Below are 17806 nucleotides of genomic sequence, written 5' to 3' on the forward strand. Positions count from 1 at the left end.
TACTGGCAATGTGCTTTTTAAAGCACAACTAATCTCAAGGCTTAAACGTAAAACGTTAAAACCTAATAAAAATTAAATAAGAAAAATTAAGCGTGGTAAGTAGTGACGGCTCTATAGAGTAGGTTGGCATCTTTCCAGCCACTTAACCGAGACTTTTTACTATGGTACACAAGCGTATACCAAGGCTGAATAGCATTTACAGCTTGAGGGCGTATGAATATTTGTCTAACAAGGCGCTGCGCAAAAAACTCAAAAACAACATCGTATTCTGGTTCACTTTGAGCGGCATGTAAAAATAGCGAAGAATTACTAGCCGTTAACCTTGGTTGATGCGCGTCAAACCCTGTTTGGTGTGTTCTTTTGTGCTCATTTCCCTTTACCGATTTTGATATAGGCAGCGTTTTAGCTAAATCAACACTGTCAGCAAGCATACTCAATGAGCTGGTTGCCGTGTTTAATTTATGTGTGGCGCACTGCGCACTACTTTGCACACTAAAAAACGCACAAAACAGCAAAAAAGCAGTTATAAACACACGGACGTTAAACATGGTTATTTCAAACTAAATAAGGGATGCGTAGTATATATGGGCAAGTATTTAAAATACAATGCTTATTAATTACGTATTTAATATAACTGAGACCCTTAATGCGCTCCAAGCACAGTACAGAAAAACGCGCCGATGCCATGACCTTAAAGCAAAGCATTAAAACACTGTGGCCTTACATTACTAAATTTAAAGGGCGAGTATTTATTGCACTTTTAGCGCTTATAGGTGCTAAAGGCGCGACACTTTTAATGCCTTGGGCATTAAAAGAGATTATCGATTCGGTAGATAAATCAATTAATCCTGTTTTAGTTATCCCAGCACTACTACTGCTAATGTATGGTGGGCTCAGGTTTGCCAGCGTTTTTTTAGGTGAAGTACGCGATGCAGTGTTCTCTCGTGTAACAGAGCACGCTATGCGTGACATTGGCTTAAAGGTATTTAAGCATTTACATTCGTTAGAGCTTGCCTTTCACCTAGACAGACAAACAGGCGGAATAAGCCGTGATATAGAGCGCGGTACTAGTGGGCTAAGCTTTTTAATGCGCTTTTTAATGTTTAATATTGTACCCACCCTTTTTGAAATACTCACCGTTGCTATTATTTTTGGGTCGCTATTTTCTGTGTGGTTTGCGTTAATTACTTTATTAGCGGTTGCTATTTATATAACTTTTACCGTAACAGTTACGCAGTGGCGAAACCGATTTATACGCGAGGCAAACGCCGCCGATAATTTAAGTAATACCCGCGCTATAGACAGCCTTCTTAATTTTGAAACCGTAAAATATTTTAATAACGAAGAATTTGAGGCAAAAACATACGACTCCTTTTTAGCAAAGTGGGAAACCGCTCGTTTAAAAAATAGAATGTCATTGCTTGCGCTTAATTCTGGCCAAGCGTTGATTATTGCCAGCGCTATTACAGCGCTAATGTGGTTAGGCGCCAAAGATGTAGTAACAGGTGCTCTAACAATTGGTGAACTTGTAATGATAAATGCCTACATGATCCAATTATTTTTACCGCTTAATTTTTTAGGGTTTGTATATCGAGAAATAAGGCGCGCGCTTACCGATTTAGAAAATATGCTGGGCTTACTCAATAAAAAGCCACAAGTCATTGAGCGACCCCGTGCCCAAAACCTCATAATTACTCGCGGCGACATAGCGTTTAATAATGTAAGCTTTAGTTACAGTGCCAATCGTCCAATTTTAAAAAACATTAGCTTTAAAATAAAAGCAGGCAGTAAAGTCGCCGTTGTAGGTGCAAGTGGTGCAGGTAAAAGCTCATTGGCACGATTACTTTATCGCTTTTACGATGTGAGCTTAGGCACTATTACTATAGATAACCAAGCAATAGACTCCGTCACCCTCGATAGCCTACGCAGTGCTATTGCTATAGTGCCACAAGACACTGTGCTATTTAATACCAGCATACGAGAAAACATAGCCTATGGCAGACCCACAGCAAGCGATGCTGAAATAGATAAAGCAATAGAAATGGCCCATTTAAAAGACTTTATTTCAACATTAGCCGAAGGCGATAAAACACTGGTTGGCGAGCGCGGTTTAAAAGTATCTGGCGGCGAAAAGCAACGTATTGCCATTGCACGCGCTATTTTAAAATGCTCCCCTATTTTAATATTTGATGAAGCAACCTCAGCGCTCGACTCGCATGCCGAGCAAGCTATATTGAACGCAATGCGTGCTGTTACTCAAAACCATACTAGCGTGGTGATTGCTCATAGGCTTTCTACTATCGTTGATGCCGATAACATACTGGTATTTAACAACGGTGAACTAGTTGAGCAAGGCACACATGCAACACTTTTAGCAAAAAAAGGTCAATACGCTCAAATGTGGCAATTACAACAGCAGGAAGATTAATTATCTTGAACTTTGGTTAATTACAGCCATTTACTGGCGATACTGCCGCTTTACCTTTAGAATACGGCCTTGAAATTTTATTCAATAATTTACATATATTAAGGCGAAACGCAGATGGGAAGAGCTTACCAAAACAAAAAAGATTCAATGGCTAAAACTGCGGGTGCTAAAACTAAAGTTTATTCTAAGTACGGTAAAGAAATATACATTTGTGCTAAAAACGGTGGCGTAGATACAGACGGCAACCTTGCACTGCGTCGTTTAATTGAACGCGCTAAAAAAGACCAAGTACCTGCACACGTTATTGAACGCGCAATAGAAAAAGCCAAAGGCGGCGGCGGTGAAGATTACGCAGCCACACGTTATGAGGGTTACGGCCCTGGTAACTGTATGATTATTGTTGACTGTTTAACTGACAACAATAAACGTACATTTGCTGATGTGCGCATTTGTTTTACCAAAGCAAACGCTAAAATAGGCGCACAAAATTCGGTATCACATTTATTTGATCACCTCGCTATTTTTGTTTTTGACGGCGACGACGATGAAGCTGTACTAGAAGCCCTTATGATGGCCGATGTTGATGTAACCGATGTAGAAGTAGAAAACGGTAAAGTGACGGTTTTTGCCCCCCATACCGAATACAACAACACACGTACAGCACTTGAAGAAATGGGTATTACAGATTTTGACGTAGACTTAATTTCGTTTGTACCTCAAGTTGAGGCCCCTATTGAAGGTGAAGACGTAGAAGTAATGGAGCGCTTTTTAGCCATGCTTGAAGATTGTGACGATGTACAGAACGTTTACCATAACGCGCAATTTTAAATTTTACTGAACGCATTTATTTTAAACCAACAGCGATGTTGGCTTTTTTATTTTAAAAGGCTTATTAAATTTTATGAATACCCTTGCAGAGCTTAAAGCGGGTAAGTTAAATGGCGTTACACGCGTACAACTCGTTGAAGAATTAACAGAGCTCCCCTCAGAAATTTTTACCCTTGCAGACACCCTCGAAGTACTCGATTTATCAAATAACAAGTTATCAGATTTACCTGCGGAATTTGCCTGCTTGCACCGTTTAAAGCGGGTGTTTTTATCGTTCAACCAATTTAAACATATACCTGAAGTACTCGCTAAGTGCCCTGCTTTAATTATGGTTGCATTTAAAGGCAATCAAATAACAGAGTTTGCTCTTAACAGCTTACCTAAAAATATTGAATGGTTAATACTTACCGATAACAAATTGAGCGCGTTACCAGGTGACTTTGGCAATTACACACAGCTTAAAAAGCTTGCCCTTGCAGGAAATAACCTAAAACAACTACCCGCGAGTATGGCTAAATGTACTAATTTAGAGCTTGTAAGGCTCTCTGCTAATAACTTAGCAAAAATTGATAATTGGCTACTAGAATTACCAAAACTTGCTTGGCTTGCATTTGCAGGTAACGAATTTAATAAAGCGCAGTGCTTAACAAAAAGTACTTTAAAAAATACCCCGCTTGAAAATTTTCAGCTTAAAAAAGTAATAGGCCAAGGTGCATCGGGCGTTATACACCTAGCAAAAGCAGAAAATAACAATGTGGCGGTAAAACTATTTAAAGGGGCAATAACGAGTGATGGCTACCCACTTGATGAAGTAAACTGCTGCTTACAGGCGGGGAATCATAAAAATTTAATTAACGTATTAAGTTACATAGAGCAAAGCACGCAGCTTGGCTTAGTGATGGAGCTAATAGGTACCAGTTATACAAATTTAGGTTTACCGCCGAGCTTACAAACCTGCACCCGCGATACATTCAATGATGATTGTAATTACCCTATTGAAGCTGTTTATAAAATAGCAAAACAGATGGCTAATACGCTTGCTCACCTGCATGATAATCACGTAAGTCATGGCGATATTTACGCACACAACACCATGATAAATGAGCAATATGATGTTTTATTTGGCGATTTTGGTGCGGCTACTAATTTAGCCATGCTTACCCATCAAGAACAAAAATGCATAGAGCTTATAGAAGTACGTGCTTTTGGTTGCTTAATTGACGACTTACTAAGTACGGTTAGCGAAGCAGATAAGAAAACCGAACTGTTTGTTAAAATGTCCGATATAGTAGCGCGTGCTATAAATACTGCTATTGCCTGGCGCCCTAGTTTTAAAGCACTAAGCGCTTTATTAAACGAACGGCTATAAATCAATAAAACTAAAAAAGCCTGCATAATGCAGGCTTGGTTGGATAAAGCTAAACTTTTACACGGTCAATTATAAGTACTGACCTAATGCTTTAACTTGGTCTAACATGCGGTTTGAGAAACCCCACTCGTTGTCGTACCAAGCCATTACTTTAACTAATTTGCCATCAGCTTTAGTTTGCGTTGCATCAAAAATTGATGACGCAGGGTTGTGATTAAAATCAATAGAAACAAGCGGAAGCTCGTTGTACTCTAAAATTTCTTTCATTGAACCTGTCGCTGCGGCTTTCATTACTTCGTTGATTTCTTCAGCTGTTGTGTCGCGCTTAGTGATAAACGTAAAATCAACTAAAGAAACATTGATAGTAGGTACACGTACCGACATACCGTCTAATTTACCCGCAAGCTCAGGAAGTACTAAGCCAACAGCTGCTGCAGCACCTGTTTTAGTTGGGATCATAGACTGAGTTGCACTACGTGCACGGTAAAGATCTGGGTGATAAACGTCAGATAAGTTTTGATCGTTTGTGTAAGCATGAATTGTAGTCATGCTACCTTGCTCAATACCAACTGTGTCGTTAATTGCTTTAGCAATTGGCGCTAAACAGTTAGTAGTACAAGATGCATTAGAAATAATGTTGCTATCCGCGTTAATTACATCGCTGTTAACACCGTGCACTACAGTTGCGTCTAGGTCTTTACCAGGTGCAGATACAATTACTTTTTTAGCACCTGCTGTAATGTGTTTAGCGGCATCTTCACGCTTAGTGAAAAAACCAGTACATTCTAAAACGATATCAACGTTAAGCTCTTTCCACGGTAAGTTTGCAGGGTCACGCTCTTGCGTCAAAGTAATTACGTCGTCACCAATTAACATGGTGTTATCTTCAAGTGTTACTTTTTGAGAAAATTGACCATGAACTGAGTCAAATTGTGTTAAATGCGCATTTACGTTAGCCGGTGCTAAATCGTTAATTGCTACAATTTTAATCTCACTGTTTTGTGCTGACTCGTAAAGTGCACGTAATACGTTGCGACCGATACGGCCATAGCCATTAATTGCTACATTAATCATTTTTAGACTCCTATTTAACTTCACTTGCTTGTCGAGCAAGCGCTTCAATGGCTTGCCAGTCTTTGTTTTCAATTAGTTGCTTGTCTAGCATCCACGTACCACCAACACAAATTACGTTGTTAAGCGCTAAGTAATTAGGGGCTGTTGCTAGGCTAATGCCACCGGTTGGGCAAAAAGTAATATGTGGTAATGGGCCACCAATCGACTTAAGCATGGCTGTTCCGCCAGCAGCTTCAGCTGGGAAGAACTTTAAATACTTAAAGCCATGGCTTGCTAACTGCATTACTTCGCTTGCAGTTGCTGCGCCAGGTAAAAATGGCGTATCTGAATTTTTAGCTAACGCTAATAATTCATCACTTACACCTGGGCTTACCATAAAATCAGCGCCTGCTTCTACTGAGGCATCAAAGCTTGCTTTATCAACCACTGTACCTGTACCAACGTAAGCTTCTGGAACTTCTGCTTTCATTAGTTTCACAGCTTCAACTGCAACAGGCGTACGTAGCGTAATTTCAAGTGCTTTTAGGCCACCGTTGTATAACGCTCTAGCGAGTGGTGCTGCATCTTCTAATTTTTCGATTACAACCACTGGCACCACAGGTGCCGACGCTAAGATTTTTTCAATACTCATTACTTGTTCCTCATTACCCAGTGTGTGGCAATTATTATTCAAGTCCAAAAGCACTCGCACCTAAATCGGCGCTGCTTACAATATTTCTAAATCCAGTAAATAATTCTCGGCCGGTACCAAATGTTAAACTTGGTTGACTAAGTTGTAGTTCACGCTTAGCAAGCTCTTCGTCGCTAACGTGTACTTTTAAGATTCCGTTTGGCGCATCTAAGGTTACTAAATCGCCTTCTAGAATTTTTGCAATAATGCCCCCTTCAACGGCTTCTGGCGCTAAGTGAATAGCAGCAGGCACTTTACCTGATGCACCCGACATGCGGCCATCAGTTACTATAGCTACTTTAAAGCCTTCGTCTTGGAGGGTTGCCATTACTGGCGTTAATTTATGAAGCTCTGGCATACCTTTCGCTTTAGGTCCCTGCTCTTTAAGCACGGCTATAAAGTCTTGGTTTAACTCGCCTCGGGTGTAAGCTTCTTGCAATTCGCCTTGTGAGCTAAACACTTTAGCAGGGGCTGTTACTACTTGATGCTCTGTTGCGACAGCAGACACTTTTATTACGGCTTTGCCTAAGTTACCTGTTAGAAGTTGCAGGCCACCTTGCTTACTAAACGGATTGTTAACAGGACGAAGTACTTCTTCATCAAGTGAGTTTTCTGGGCAATCTACCCATTTAACTTTTGAAGGACCTGTTGAATCGCTCATAATTAAGCTGTCGTCTTTATCTAAACGCGGCTCCATCATGTAAGGGGCTAAGCCTTCACCAAGCATAGTTTTAACGTCAGTATGCAAATAACCAGCACCGGCTAGTTCACGCATTAAGAAACCCATACCGCCGGCAGCTTGAAAATGATTAACATCAGCCGAGCCATTAGGGTAAATACGCGTAAGTAGTGGTACAACTTCTGATAAATCAGACATGTCTTTCCACGTTATTTGTACACCTGCTGCCTTTGCGATAGCAACAATGTGGATAGCGTGGTTAGTAGAGCCACCTGTAGATAACAAGCCAACTAAACCATTAATGATGGTTTTTTCGCTGATCACATCTGCTAAACATGGGCTTTCTTTATCGCCTGTAAGCTGTTTAAGCATAGTTTCTACAGCATTACCTGTTAAACCATCGCGAAGCTCAGTGTAAGGGTTAATAAACGAGCTACCTGGAAGGTGTAAGCCCATTATTTCCATTAACATTTGGTTTGAGTTAGCAGTACCGTAAAACGTGCATGTACCAGCGCTATGGTATGACGCGCTTTCAGCCTCAAGTAATACATCACGGCTAACTAAGCCTTGTGCAAATTTTTGGCGAATACGAGCCTTTTCTTTATTTGGGATACCAGATTGCATTGGGCCAGCAGGTAAAAAGAACACTGGTAAATGACCAAACGATAAGGCACCAATTAATAAACCAGGGACAATTTTGTCACATACGCCTAAACAAAATACGCCATCAAATACGTCATGCGATAATGAAACCGCCGTAGACATAGCAATTACATCACGAGAAAAAAGTGACAATTCCATACCGTCACGCCCTTGCGTAACACCATCACACATTGCTGGTACGCCGCCTGCAACTTGGGCAGTGGCATCGTACTTAGTGGCAATATCTTTAATTAAATCAGGAAAGTCTTTGTATGGCACATGGGCCGAAAGCATATCGTTATATGAGTTGATAATAGCAAGATTTGGCTGCTCATCAGCCTTTAAGCGCGCTTTGTCGTCGCTGCTACACGCAGCCATTACGTGAGCGATGTTTCCGCAACCTAGTCCAGCACGAACTCTTGTTTGTTTTTTTGCATGCGAAATACGATCTAAATAATCTTGACGGGTTTGTTTACTGCGTTCAATAACGCGTTGGGTGACTTCTTCAATGCGAGGGTGCAACATAATTTAGCTCATCTCTATTAGTTAGAGGAAAAAGGCTCAGTAGCAATTACAGACTCCACGTAAATAACTGCACTGAGCATCTTTGATTTACCCGTTCAAAGGTACGCTACCAGGGAGCCTCTCACAACAACCCTGACACCGGTGTCACTGTATTAACGCATAGCATTGACACCGGTGTCAACCCTGAGTAACAAAATTAGTGTAAAATTTTAACGTGACCAATTAATGAACATGCTAATTTTAGTTTATTTGCTAAAATCCGCCCAAAAAAAACCCGAATAAGCGTCACTCAAATTCGGGTTACTGTGAAAAGCAAAGTGAAATTTTATTTAATTGCGGCAGTAGACTCGCGCGTTATTAACCGGGATTCTAGGGTAACCTGATAAGGCTGCTCTTGTGGCTGCGCGATATGCGATATAAGCTGCGTTACAGCTTGTTTAGTCATCTCTTCTACAGGTTGTGCAATAGTGGTTAAGCCAGGCCAAATATGGCGTGCTATAGGAGCGTTATCAAACCCAGCTATAGAGATATCATCTGGCACTCTTAGTTGACGCTGTGTGGCAAGTTTTAGTACCGCCGCCGCCATGTAATCATTCGATGCAAATACTGCCGTAGGCCTTGGTGACAAATCTAAAATACTGCGTGCGCTGTCTACACCTGAGTGATAACTAAAGTTACCCTCTTCAACTAAACGCTCATCAAATTCTATACCGTGGCTTGCCAAAGCACGTCTGTAGCCATTAAAACGTTGCTGCGTAGCACTATGATCAGGGTGGCCTTTAATAAAGGCAATTGATTTATGACCAAGTGAAATTAAGTGCTCGGTTATTTCATAGGCGCCCTGCTCATCGTTGCTACGCACCGAAATTGAATCATCTTCAAGCAGTGCCGATGCAACCCGTGCATACGGTATGTTTTTAGCTTTTAAAAAATTAGCGAGTTTTTCAAAATCACCAAATGGCGGAGTAAGTACTACACCATCTAAACGCGAGGTTTGTAGTAATTGCTCTATATCGTTAATTAAATCGTCGCCACGTAGTTCGCAAGGGTGTATTAGTAAGTTATAATTATTCTCTTTACAAGCAGCAAGTGCGCCAGTTTGTACGCGTGTTATATAACTTTTACTTGGGTTATCGTACAAACAACCAATAATAAAACTACGATTTTGCGCCAGTCCGCGTGCTATTGGGTTTGGTGTATAATCAAGCTCTTTAAATACTTTAAGCACTTTTTCGCGCGTAGCCGCACTTACATTAGGCTCATTATTTAACACCCGCGATACCGTTTTTTTAGAAACGCCCGCATGGCTTGCTACACTATTTATGGTTACTTTTTTCATTTGTTCATTATCCAAATACAACCATTAAGCAAAAAACTATTTGCTGTTATATAAACACGCACCCGCGCCAATAAGCGGTATGTTATCTTGGGTTACTAAGGTTACCGGTATTTGCCCTGCATATTGCGACATAACGCCCTTTTGCGAAAAACGCTCTACAAAACGGCTCTCTAATAATCTGCTCTGCATACGTGGTAAAATACCACCACCTATAAATAGGCCACCTAATGCGCCATATACCACAGCTAAGTCACCTGCCACACTGCCTATCCAATCACAAAACTGATTAAGCGTTGCATCACACACTTCACATTCGCCACTGTTGGCAAGGCTGCTAATTTGTGCTGCATCTAAGTTTTTAGCTGTCACCCCCTTCACGGCAGCCATTGCTTTGTATAAATGGGCAATACCTGGGCCTGAAAAAACCGTTTCGATTGAAACATGTGGGTGTTCTTTGCGCAATTCATTAATTAATAAAGCATCTAGCTCATTAACAGGCGCAAGCGACATGTGCCCGCCCTCAGAGCTTAATACAGCGCAAGATTGCGCCGTACGCACCAAACACGCTGCGCCAAAACCTGTACCTGGGCCCATAACACCAATATTTGCATTTGCATCGGCTTGACCAGGCTTAATAGTAATGTTTTGAGTTGCATCTAAATAAGGCGCTGCATAAGCAAATGCAGCAAAGTCATTAATTACTTCTAATTGGGTTAGATTAAAATGCGCTTTAAACTCGTTAACACTAAAGTGCCAACCTAAATTTGTTAGATGCACTTGACCTGCTTTTATAGGTCCTGCGACTGCCAAACATGCGCGAGTTGGTGTTACGTGAGGAATAGTTGTTAAATACTGCTCAAGCGCGCTTTCTAAAGAACCAAAATTTGCACTAGGAAATATGTTAATATGCTCAATAACAAATTGGTTTGATTGCTCGTTAAAATCGGTAATTAATGCAAAGCGCGCATTGGTGCCCCCAATATCGGCAACAAGGGTGGGGCTAAAATGGGCAGAAGAATTTTGGCTCATGGTATTATCTCTTTTGTGTAAGCGGCTTATGCTTGTTATTTTACAACGACCATGCGTTGTTATTTATACACTTTGAGCTATCACCTCAAAGTAGCTATCACAGTAAAAAAGGCTGCTATATAAAATAGCAGCTAATACGTTTTGACAACAAAATGATAAAACATTGACATTATGACACCGGTGTCATGACTAGATCAATAATAAATCGTAAAAAGCTTGAAATAATTCACTAATAGTCGAAAATGGCACAATTATTTAGCATTTATTTAAGTTGTAACAATGAAAGGTAAAGCCACCTCATTTGACATAGCCCATTATGCTGGCGTTTCACAATCAACGGTATCTCGCGCTTTACGTAATAGTCCCCTTGTTAATGCAGAAACACGCAAACGCGTTCACGACATAGCTAAGCAACTTAACTATAAAGTGGATAAAAATGCCAGCAACTTGCGTACTCAGCAAAGTAGTACCCTTGCGCTATTATTGTTTGAAGACCCAACATCAGATGAATCACAAATAAACCCTTTCTTTTTGTCTATGTTGGGCAGTATTACCCGTGCCTGTGCAAAAGAAGGTTATGACTTATTAGTCTCGTTTCAATCAGCCAGCGCCGATTGGCAAGCTGATTACGAAGACAGCCACAGAGCCGATGGCATAATTTTACTTGGCTACGGTGATTACATAGACTTTCAACCAAAGTTTAAAACCTTACTAGAGCAAAACACAAAATTTGTATGCTGGGGGGCCACCGTCGATAACCGCCCGGATCTAACCGTATGTTGCGATAATTACGGCGGTGGTAAACTAGCTGCTGGCCATTTAATTGCCCATAACCGTACTGATTGTGCGTTTATCGGTGATGCTTCTGATCACAGTCCAGAGTTTTTTGCCCGCTTTCAGGGGTTTAAAGATGAGCTACTTACTAGTGGTATAACCATTAATGAGCGAAAAATGGCCAATGCTATTTCTACTGAAGAGTCGGGTTACCATGCTACACGCTCACTCATAGCAAATAACATTAAATTTAACGCCTTATTTGCCGCCAGTGATTTAATAGCCATTGGTGCAATTCGCGCTTTAAAAGAAGCCAATATTAATGTTCCTAACGAAGTGGCTGTGGTCGGCTTTGATAACATAGCCATAGCAAGCTATATAAACCCACCGCTTACTACAATAGCGCAAGACACCACCGTTGCAGGACAAATGCTGGTAGAAAACCTTCTAAAGCTAATTCGCGAGGAAGAAGTGCAAAGCACCCTTTTACCGCCAGTGTTAATTGCCAGAGGGTCTAGTTAAGGGTTTATAACTCAACTTCATGTGCTTATTAAACACTAACCCCACTTAAATACAAAAAAGCCACGGCCTATTAACCGTGGCTTTAATTTTAGATTTTGAACTAGCCTTATTTCAAAGCTTTCTCAACAACAGGGTAATGATCCCATACTTGTTTATCGCTTAATGAACGTACCAGTTTAACGTACTCAGCATGTGTCCATGCCAGTGGTGTTGCTGAATTAGTCCCCTCGCCTAGCTCATAACCTGCTTTATTTACGCCTACGCCATCCCATACTTGCTCGGGTAACATAAGGCCGTTATTAGCAAATTGCTCTAAGCCTTTTACATAGCTGTTTTTAATTTGTGCTTGTTTATCATCATCCAGAGCGTTGTTTGCATTCGCAGCTGCGATTTCGTAATGCCCGCGCTCACCGGTGAAAAATGGCCAAACACGACCGCGTTGACCTGGTGTGTTGCTACCACCTTCTGCATAGTTGGTGCCTGTTACTTCATCTTCACCGTAGCCGTCGTTACCATATCGACGGTAGCCTGCAAATGTGCCGCTGCCATCGTCAAAGCTAAAGCTGTATCTAACTTGTAAGTTATCTTCAAGCGTTTCGTCATCGTACTCTGGCAGTGTTTTAACAATGCTTTCGTCGTTAGCATCGCGAACGCCGTAGCGTACTAGCTCTAAAAACCCGCCATCTAAAATTTGCTTTTTATTAAACCCTTCGCGGCCATTATTAGCGTTAATTTTAGTGTCTGAATTTGCATCGGTATCTTGGCCTATACGAATAAAGTATTCGCCATCGCTATTCTCGCCTTTTAAGTTACCTTCGGTAGTAAACATGTGCGATTCGATGTCATTACTGTATTTTTTAGCCGTAACAAGGTAGCGCTTTGCGTTTTTATCATCGCCACTAAGCGTTGCGATATCGCTTGCGGTAATAAGGCCAGCGACTATTGCTGCAGTTGTTGAAGGGGAGTAACCTTCTTGCTCTTCCCAGCGCTCTTGCTGTGTTGCCGGTGGTGTAATTTGTGTGTCGTTCCACAAGATTTTAGCAAGCCCGCCATCCACTAAAAAATCAGCCGCAGGTTTTAACATTTTACCGTACCAACTTTTTAGCTCTTCATCGCTAAGTACATTGGCTTTGTGTAACTTCCAAGCAAGCATTATAGGCATAGCAGTTTGGTCAAGCTGTACGCCTACCCATTCTAGTTCACCATCTACATGTGTTTTTTGTAAAAACCAGCCTGTATCGCCATTATTGCCCGGTGTTTTGCTGTTTACTTGTACTTTTTCAAGGTATTCGAATGCTGTTTTTGCTGTGGCAGTATCGCCAAGCGCCATAAATGCCATAGCTACTTGATAAAAATCGCGCACCCACACTGCTTTATAACCTGTAGAACCCTCTTTAGCAGATACCGTTTCGCCCCACGGATTAGATAGAGAAGCAATTAATGCCCCTGCGTGTGTTTTATCTTCTTGTGCTTTTAATACCATGGCACTGGTGTATAAAAGCTTGCCGTTATCGGCGGTTTGCTCAACCATGCTATTAAGCGGTTTTAGGCTTTGTAGGTAATCTTGCCAGCCCAGCGCTTCCCCTTTTCCGTTATAGTGTTCAAGTACTGTTTGATACCCTTTCGCTAAGCTTTTTTTACCTTCATTGAAACTTTGCTGCTGCGTTTTGCCAAAGCTTAGAGCCAAATCAAAGGTGGTATTTGCGCTTATTTCACCAAGCTCTGCCAACATACTTACGTTACCTGCAGTTTCGCCAGTATTTGTGTATTGGTTTTTTAAAGATTGCGTTGTTTTAAGTGCGTTAATACCATCGCTTTCCCCTGTAAAGCCCACTGTTTTAGCTTTAAAAGGGGTTGCTGATTGAAGTGATAAATAGTTATCGTCTTCCCATGCAACGAGGCCGTGATCTGTTGTTTTAGCAAAGTCACCTAAGCCGTTGTTGTTAATGTACGGATTAACAGACACATACGCTTTTAGCCCTTCAAGCTCAGTATTAAATATGCTGCGTATAAACAGGGTTTGCCCGTCAGGGTCGGTAAATATGTGTTTTTCTAGGCTAAAGCGGCCTTGTTTGTCAGTGCTTGTTACTTTATAAGCAAGCGAAAGTGGGCGACCTTGTGCATCTTTATATAAGTAATCTATGGTGACATCTAATTCATCGGCTTCACTAACGGTAAAGTCTTTACCTGTAACAACAAATTGCATGTCTTTAATTTGTGCTTGATGAATAAGCCCAAACATGGTTTCGGTGATCATACCTTTAGCAATTGAAAACCATACTTTAGATACATCACCCGTTGCAGCTGCATCCGTATATTGTCCGTTTTGGTATTGTTCAAAAGATGTACCAATACCTGTTTTACCTGCATAAGCCCAAAACGGCTCTGCGCCTGGGGCACCAGGTGCCGATGTAACTTGTGCAGCGGTAGTTTCATCAGTCGTGCTTGTGTTTTGAGCGCCACAAGCCGTTAAACCTAACGTTAAAAGTGAGGCGGTGATAAGGTTGTATTTTTTCATTGTGTGTCCTTAATTTGAATTTTTAACGCGCATTACAGCAATGCCGGCAACAACAAACGAGGCTGCACCAATTAATAATGCGTAAATAGGCTGATTTGAAAATGCATGGCGTAAAATAAGCCCTAAAATACTGGCGGCAAGTAACTGAGGTATAACTATAAAAAAGTTAAAAATACCCATGTAAACGCCCATTTTGTTACTCGGTAGAGCATTACTTAACATGGCGTAAGGCAGCGATAAAATAGACGCCCACGCAAAGCCCACACCAATCATAGGAATAAGTAACATTTTAGGATCTTGAATAAACATAAAGCTTGCAAGGCCTAATGCGCCCAGCAATAAATTAAAACAATGCGCGCCTTTTAATCCCATTTTTTTAACTAAAAACGGAATACACATAGCGGCTATTGCGGCAAATCCATTGTAAGCGGCAAATAAAATACCCACCCAGTCAGCACCATCGTTAAATGCTTTAGAAGTTGCATCGCTACTACCATAATGAAAGCTTGTTACTGCAGCGGTGGTATAAATCCACATAGCAAATAAAGTAAACCAGCTAAAAAACTGCACCCAGGCAAGCTGCTTCATGGCCTCCGGCATAGTAAATACATCTTGTACTACTTGGTAAAAACCACCTTGGGTTTTATTCGCACTTTTAAGCGCCGCTGCAATCCACTGCACAATACCAAACGCTAATAAACCACCAGCAAGTAGGTATAATTCTTTTTCAAGGGATAAGCCCATGACTAATGCAAGAGTTGCTAAACCCAGTACCACAAAAATAATGGCACCTTTATTAAAGTTAATATCAACCACTTTGCTTGTTGTAGGTTGAGCGCTTTGCTTTTCAAAAGCCGCTAATTGCTTAGGGCTGTATTCTTTAGTACGTGCTACGGTCCAAAGCACGGCGACAAGTAACACCACCCCGCCCCAATAAAATGAGTATTTAACAGATTCAGGAATTTGCCCTGGGGCTGCGGTATTACTTACATCAAACCAGTTGGTCATCATCCATGGTAGCGCTGAGGCTAACACCGCCCCAATACCAATAAAAAAGCTTTGTAAACCGTAACCTGTCGCGCGTTGCTTTTCTGGCAAGTTATCACCAACAAGTGCTCTAAACGGTTCCATGGTTACGTTGATTGACGCATCCATGATCCATAACATACCCGCGGCAATCCAAAGCGTTGGTGAATGCGGCATAATAAATAGTGAAAGCGTTGTTAACACTGCACCTATAAAAAAGAACGGACGACGACGGCCAAAGCGCCCCCACGTTTTATCGCTCCAATAGCCTATAATAGGCTGAACAATTAAGCCTGTAAGCGGGGCTGCAACCCATAAAATGGGAATATCATCAACTTGTGCGCCTAATGTTTGAAATATTCGGCTCACATTGCCGTTTTGCAGGGCAAAACCAAATTGTATGCCTAAAAAGCCAAAGCACATGTTCCATATTTGCCAAAAACTTAAATTTGGCTTATCGGTATTATTATTTTGATTATTCATTATTAGCCTTATTTGTTAATACTGCGCTGCTAAATGCATCAAGTGTGAGGTTAAATGTAGCGCCTTGCGGGTGAGCTTTAAGCTCGGTGGTGTGATTTTCAAGTAAATCATTTAATAGCGTTTTTTCACTCATTGCAGCTAATTGTGCCTTTGATAAATTAACCGTAACTGTTTGTGGCTGCTCGCTAAAGTTACTTAACACATACACACTTTGCTGGCCTAAAGAGCGGGTAAAACCAACAACACGCTCACTTCCTACAAGGTTAAGTGCCGACATTTCTCCGCCTACTACAGCAGGTAAACTATTAAGTGACATAACCGCTTTGTAGTAATTACGAAGTGCTACTTGCTCTGCGGTTAAGTTAGCGCCATCAAATTTTCCGTTATTCATCCATGCTTGGTGCGCTGGAACGCCAATGTAGTCAAAAATACTGGTACGTGTCGGCGCTCCAAACCCCGCGTTTTCAGAGCCATCTTCTCCCACATCTTGAGCAAAATATAAAAGTGTTGGCGCGCGGCTAATTAAATTAGAAACAACTAAAGCAGGTTTACCCCACTGGGCATTACCTGCAAAGTCTGGGCTTGCGATTCGTTGCTCGTCGTGATTTTCTAAAAAATGCAGCATGTGTTGCTCTATATCGAGCACACTTTGATGCGCATCAAAAATACTATTGGCAGGTTGTTTAAGTTGCATTATCGCTTTTAAGGTATCGTAAAAGCCGACTTTATCGTAAAGGTAATCCATTTTACCTTGCTGAATATACGCGCGGTACATTAACGGGTTATATACTTCGGCCAATAAAAAGGCATCGCTTTTTTGCATTTTTATTGACGAATTTAAAAAGCTCCAAAATTCAACCGGTACCATTTCGGCCATGTCGTATCTAAAGCCATCAACGCCTTTGTCTAGCCAAAAAAGCGCAATGTCTCTAAATTTGTACCAGCTATCTGGTAGCTCTTTATCTTGCCAAAATGCATAATGAGCACGGTAATCTTTGTCTTTATAGTCGTTTGGCAGCTGAGCAAAATCGTAGCTCCCATCTGGCTTTACGCCATAATTTACTTTTACTGTTTCGTACCAATCATTAATATCGGGTTTTGGTGCACGGGCACCGTTACCTGTCCATTTAGCAGGTGTTTCATCAAAAAAGCCATCCGCAAGTGGGTGAGCCTTTCCCCCTAACACGGTATAAGTTGTAGAGGTAGGCACTTGAAATGACTGCCCAGGCACATAATAAAAGTTGTTATTTTTATCGTACGTTTTACTGGTGTCGTCTTGTGCGCCGAAATCCTCTACGCCTTTAGGCTTTCCAAGTGATTGATAGTTTCGGGCAACATGGTTAGGCACTATATCAATAATGACTTTCATACCGTGGCTATGTGTACGTTCAATAAGCTGGCTAAACTCTCCCATGCGGTTTGTTACATTAACGGCCAGATCGGGGTTAACATCGTAGTAATCTTTAATTGCGTACGGTGAACCTGCGCGGCCTTTTACTACATCGGGGTCATCTTGTGAAATGCCGTAGTCGGTATAATCGCCCACTAACGCGTGGTGTAACACACCGGTATACCAAACGTGCGTGGTACCTAGCTCTTTAATGCCTTTGAGGGCTGCATCGTTAAAGTCGGCAAATTTACCTACGCCGTTTTGCTCTTTAGTGCCCCATGGCACATTGGCTGTTTTAGTATTACCAAACAAACGCGTAAATACTTGATATACAACCGGCTTGGTAAGCTCATTTTGCGTGTGGGCAGGTGCTTGCTGTTGTTCAGGTTTACTATTTTCTGAACACCCTGTAGCAATAAGTGCACTACACAGTACTGCGGGTACATAAACTGATTTTTTCATTGTGTGTCTTTTTTGTCAGTATTGTTATTAACTTTATACTAAAGATTA

Annotated in this window: 13 protein-coding genes; 4 read left to right on the forward strand and 9 right to left on the reverse strand. The window is 41.4% G+C overall.

From position 1 onward, the window contains the following. Positions 1–86: 86 nt before the first annotated feature. Positions 87–548, reverse strand: a complete 462-nt coding sequence (locus tag PSH48_RS08670; protein WP_273611356.1) for a hypothetical protein — start codon at positions 546–548, stop codon at positions 87–89. Positions 549–646: 98 nt separating this feature from the next. Here PSH48_RS08670 and PSH48_RS08675 point away from each other — a divergent pair, with 98 nt between their 5' ends. From PSH48_RS08675 to PSH48_RS08685, 3 genes are all read left to right on the forward strand, one after another. Beyond that, positions 647–2428 carry an ABCB family ABC transporter ATP-binding protein/permease gene (locus PSH48_RS08675; RefSeq protein ID WP_273611357.1) on the forward strand — a complete coding sequence of 594 codons (1782 nt, stop codon included), beginning with the start codon at positions 647–649 and terminating at the stop codon, positions 2426–2428. A gap of 114 nt (positions 2429–2542) precedes the next feature. Next, the gene (locus PSH48_RS08680) at positions 2543–3256 is read left to right on the forward strand and encodes a YebC/PmpR family DNA-binding transcriptional regulator (protein ID WP_055017806.1); all 714 of its coding nucleotides are present in this window, start codon (positions 2543–2545) and stop codon (positions 3254–3256) included. 73 nt (positions 3257–3329) lie between these two features. Continuing rightward, positions 3330–4625: a leucine-rich repeat domain-containing protein gene (locus tag PSH48_RS08685; protein ID WP_273611358.1), complete on the forward strand. Its 1296-nt coding sequence runs from the start codon at positions 3330–3332 to the stop codon at positions 4623–4625. A gap of 69 nt (positions 4626–4694) precedes the next feature. Here PSH48_RS08685 and gap read toward each other — a convergent pair whose 3' ends face one another. The 5 genes from gap to glk form a co-directional block, all read right to left on the reverse strand. Next, a complete protein-coding gene (gap, locus tag PSH48_RS08690; RefSeq protein ID WP_055014983.1) occupies positions 4695–5699 on the reverse strand; it encodes a type I glyceraldehyde-3-phosphate dehydrogenase in 1005 nt (334 codons plus the stop codon). A 10-nt stretch (positions 5700–5709) separates the two neighbouring features. Further along, complete coding sequence (eda, locus tag PSH48_RS08695) at positions 5710–6330, reverse strand: bifunctional 4-hydroxy-2-oxoglutarate aldolase/2-dehydro-3-deoxy-phosphogluconate aldolase (protein ID WP_055014984.1); 621 nt, start codon at positions 6328–6330, stop codon at positions 5710–5712. A gap of 34 nt (positions 6331–6364) precedes the next feature. Further along, positions 6365–8215 carry a phosphogluconate dehydratase gene (edd, locus tag PSH48_RS08700; protein ID WP_138540711.1) on the reverse strand — a complete coding sequence of 617 codons (1851 nt, stop codon included), beginning with the start codon at positions 8213–8215 and terminating at the stop codon, positions 6365–6367. A 325-nt stretch (positions 8216–8540) separates the two neighbouring features. After that, entirely contained in the window at positions 8541–9554 is a 1014-nt protein-coding gene (locus PSH48_RS08705; RefSeq protein ID WP_055017807.1) for a LacI family DNA-binding transcriptional regulator, read from the reverse strand. A 36-nt stretch (positions 9555–9590) separates the two neighbouring features. Continuing rightward, positions 9591–10583 (reverse strand): glucokinase, encoded by a 993-nt coding sequence (gene glk / locus PSH48_RS08710; protein WP_273611359.1) that lies wholly within the window; start codon positions 10581–10583, stop codon positions 9591–9593. A gap of 279 nt (positions 10584–10862) precedes the next feature. Between glk and PSH48_RS08715 the strand changes: the two genes are divergently transcribed. Further along, positions 10863–11879 carry a LacI family DNA-binding transcriptional regulator gene (locus PSH48_RS08715; RefSeq protein WP_055014988.1) on the forward strand — a complete coding sequence of 339 codons (1017 nt, stop codon included), beginning with the start codon at positions 10863–10865 and terminating at the stop codon, positions 11877–11879. A gap of 106 nt (positions 11880–11985) precedes the next feature. Here the strand turns inward: PSH48_RS08715 and PSH48_RS08720 are convergent, their stop codons facing one another. The 3 genes from PSH48_RS08720 to PSH48_RS08730 are packed head-to-tail and all read right to left on the reverse strand — an operon-like array spanning position 11986 to position 17758. Beyond that, positions 11986–14397, reverse strand: a complete 2412-nt coding sequence (locus PSH48_RS08720; RefSeq protein WP_273611360.1) for a glycoside hydrolase family 15 protein — start codon at positions 14395–14397, stop codon at positions 11986–11988. A 9-nt stretch (positions 14398–14406) separates the two neighbouring features. Next, complete coding sequence (locus tag PSH48_RS08725; protein WP_273611361.1) at positions 14407–15906, reverse strand: MFS transporter; 1500 nt, start codon at positions 15904–15906, stop codon at positions 14407–14409. Then, a complete protein-coding gene (locus PSH48_RS08730) occupies positions 15899–17758 on the reverse strand; it encodes an alpha-amylase family glycosyl hydrolase (RefSeq protein ID WP_273611362.1) in 1860 nt (619 codons plus the stop codon). Before PSH48_RS08730 ends, PSH48_RS08725 begins: the two co-directional genes overlap by 8 nt. Between the last annotated feature and the right edge of the window lie 48 nt (positions 17759–17806).

Source organism: Pseudoalteromonas sp. Angola-4 (assembly GCF_028599265.1).
GTDB lineage: Bacteria > Pseudomonadota > Gammaproteobacteria > Enterobacterales > Alteromonadaceae > Pseudoalteromonas > Pseudoalteromonas atlantica.

Bases quoted from the DNA above. Each gene is read 5' to 3' on its own strand.
- gap (WP_055014983.1), bottom strand. From the start codon at position 5,699: ATGATTAATGTAGCAATTAATGGCTATGGCCGTATCGGTCGCAACGTA.
- PSH48_RS08680 (WP_055017806.1), top strand. From the start codon at position 2,543: ATGGGAAGAGCTTACCAAAACAAAAAAGATTCAATGGCTAAAACTGCG.
- PSH48_RS08725 (WP_273611361.1), bottom strand. From the start codon at position 15,906: ATGAATAATCAAAATAATAATACCGATAAGCCAAATTTAAGTTTTTGG.
- PSH48_RS08715 (WP_055014988.1), top strand. From the start codon at position 10,863: ATGAAAGGTAAAGCCACCTCATTTGACATAGCCCATTATGCTGGCGTT.
- PSH48_RS08685 (WP_273611358.1), top strand. From the start codon at position 3,330: ATGAATACCCTTGCAGAGCTTAAAGCGGGTAAGTTAAATGGCGTTACA.
- PSH48_RS08705 (WP_055017807.1), bottom strand. From the start codon at position 9,554: ATGAAAAAAGTAACCATAAATAGTGTAGCAAGCCATGCGGGCGTTTCT.
- eda (WP_055014984.1), bottom strand. From the start codon at position 6,330: ATGAGTATTGAAAAAATCTTAGCGTCGGCACCTGTGGTGCCAGTGGTT.
- glk (WP_273611359.1), bottom strand. From the start codon at position 10,583: ATGAGCCAAAATTCTTCTGCCCATTTTAGCCCCACCCTTGTTGCCGAT.
- edd (WP_138540711.1), bottom strand. From the start codon at position 8,215: ATGTTGCACCCTCGCATTGAAGAAGTCACCCAACGCGTTATTGAACGC.
- PSH48_RS08670 (WP_273611356.1), bottom strand. From the start codon at position 548: ATGTTTAACGTCCGTGTGTTTATAACTGCTTTTTTGCTGTTTTGTGCG.
- PSH48_RS08720 (WP_273611360.1), bottom strand. From the start codon at position 14,397: ATGAAAAAATACAACCTTATCACCGCCTCACTTTTAACGTTAGGTTTA.
- PSH48_RS08675 (WP_273611357.1), top strand. From the start codon at position 647: ATGCGCTCCAAGCACAGTACAGAAAAACGCGCCGATGCCATGACCTTA.
- PSH48_RS08730 (WP_273611362.1), bottom strand. From the start codon at position 17,758: ATGAAAAAATCAGTTTATGTACCCGCAGTACTGTGTAGTGCACTTATT.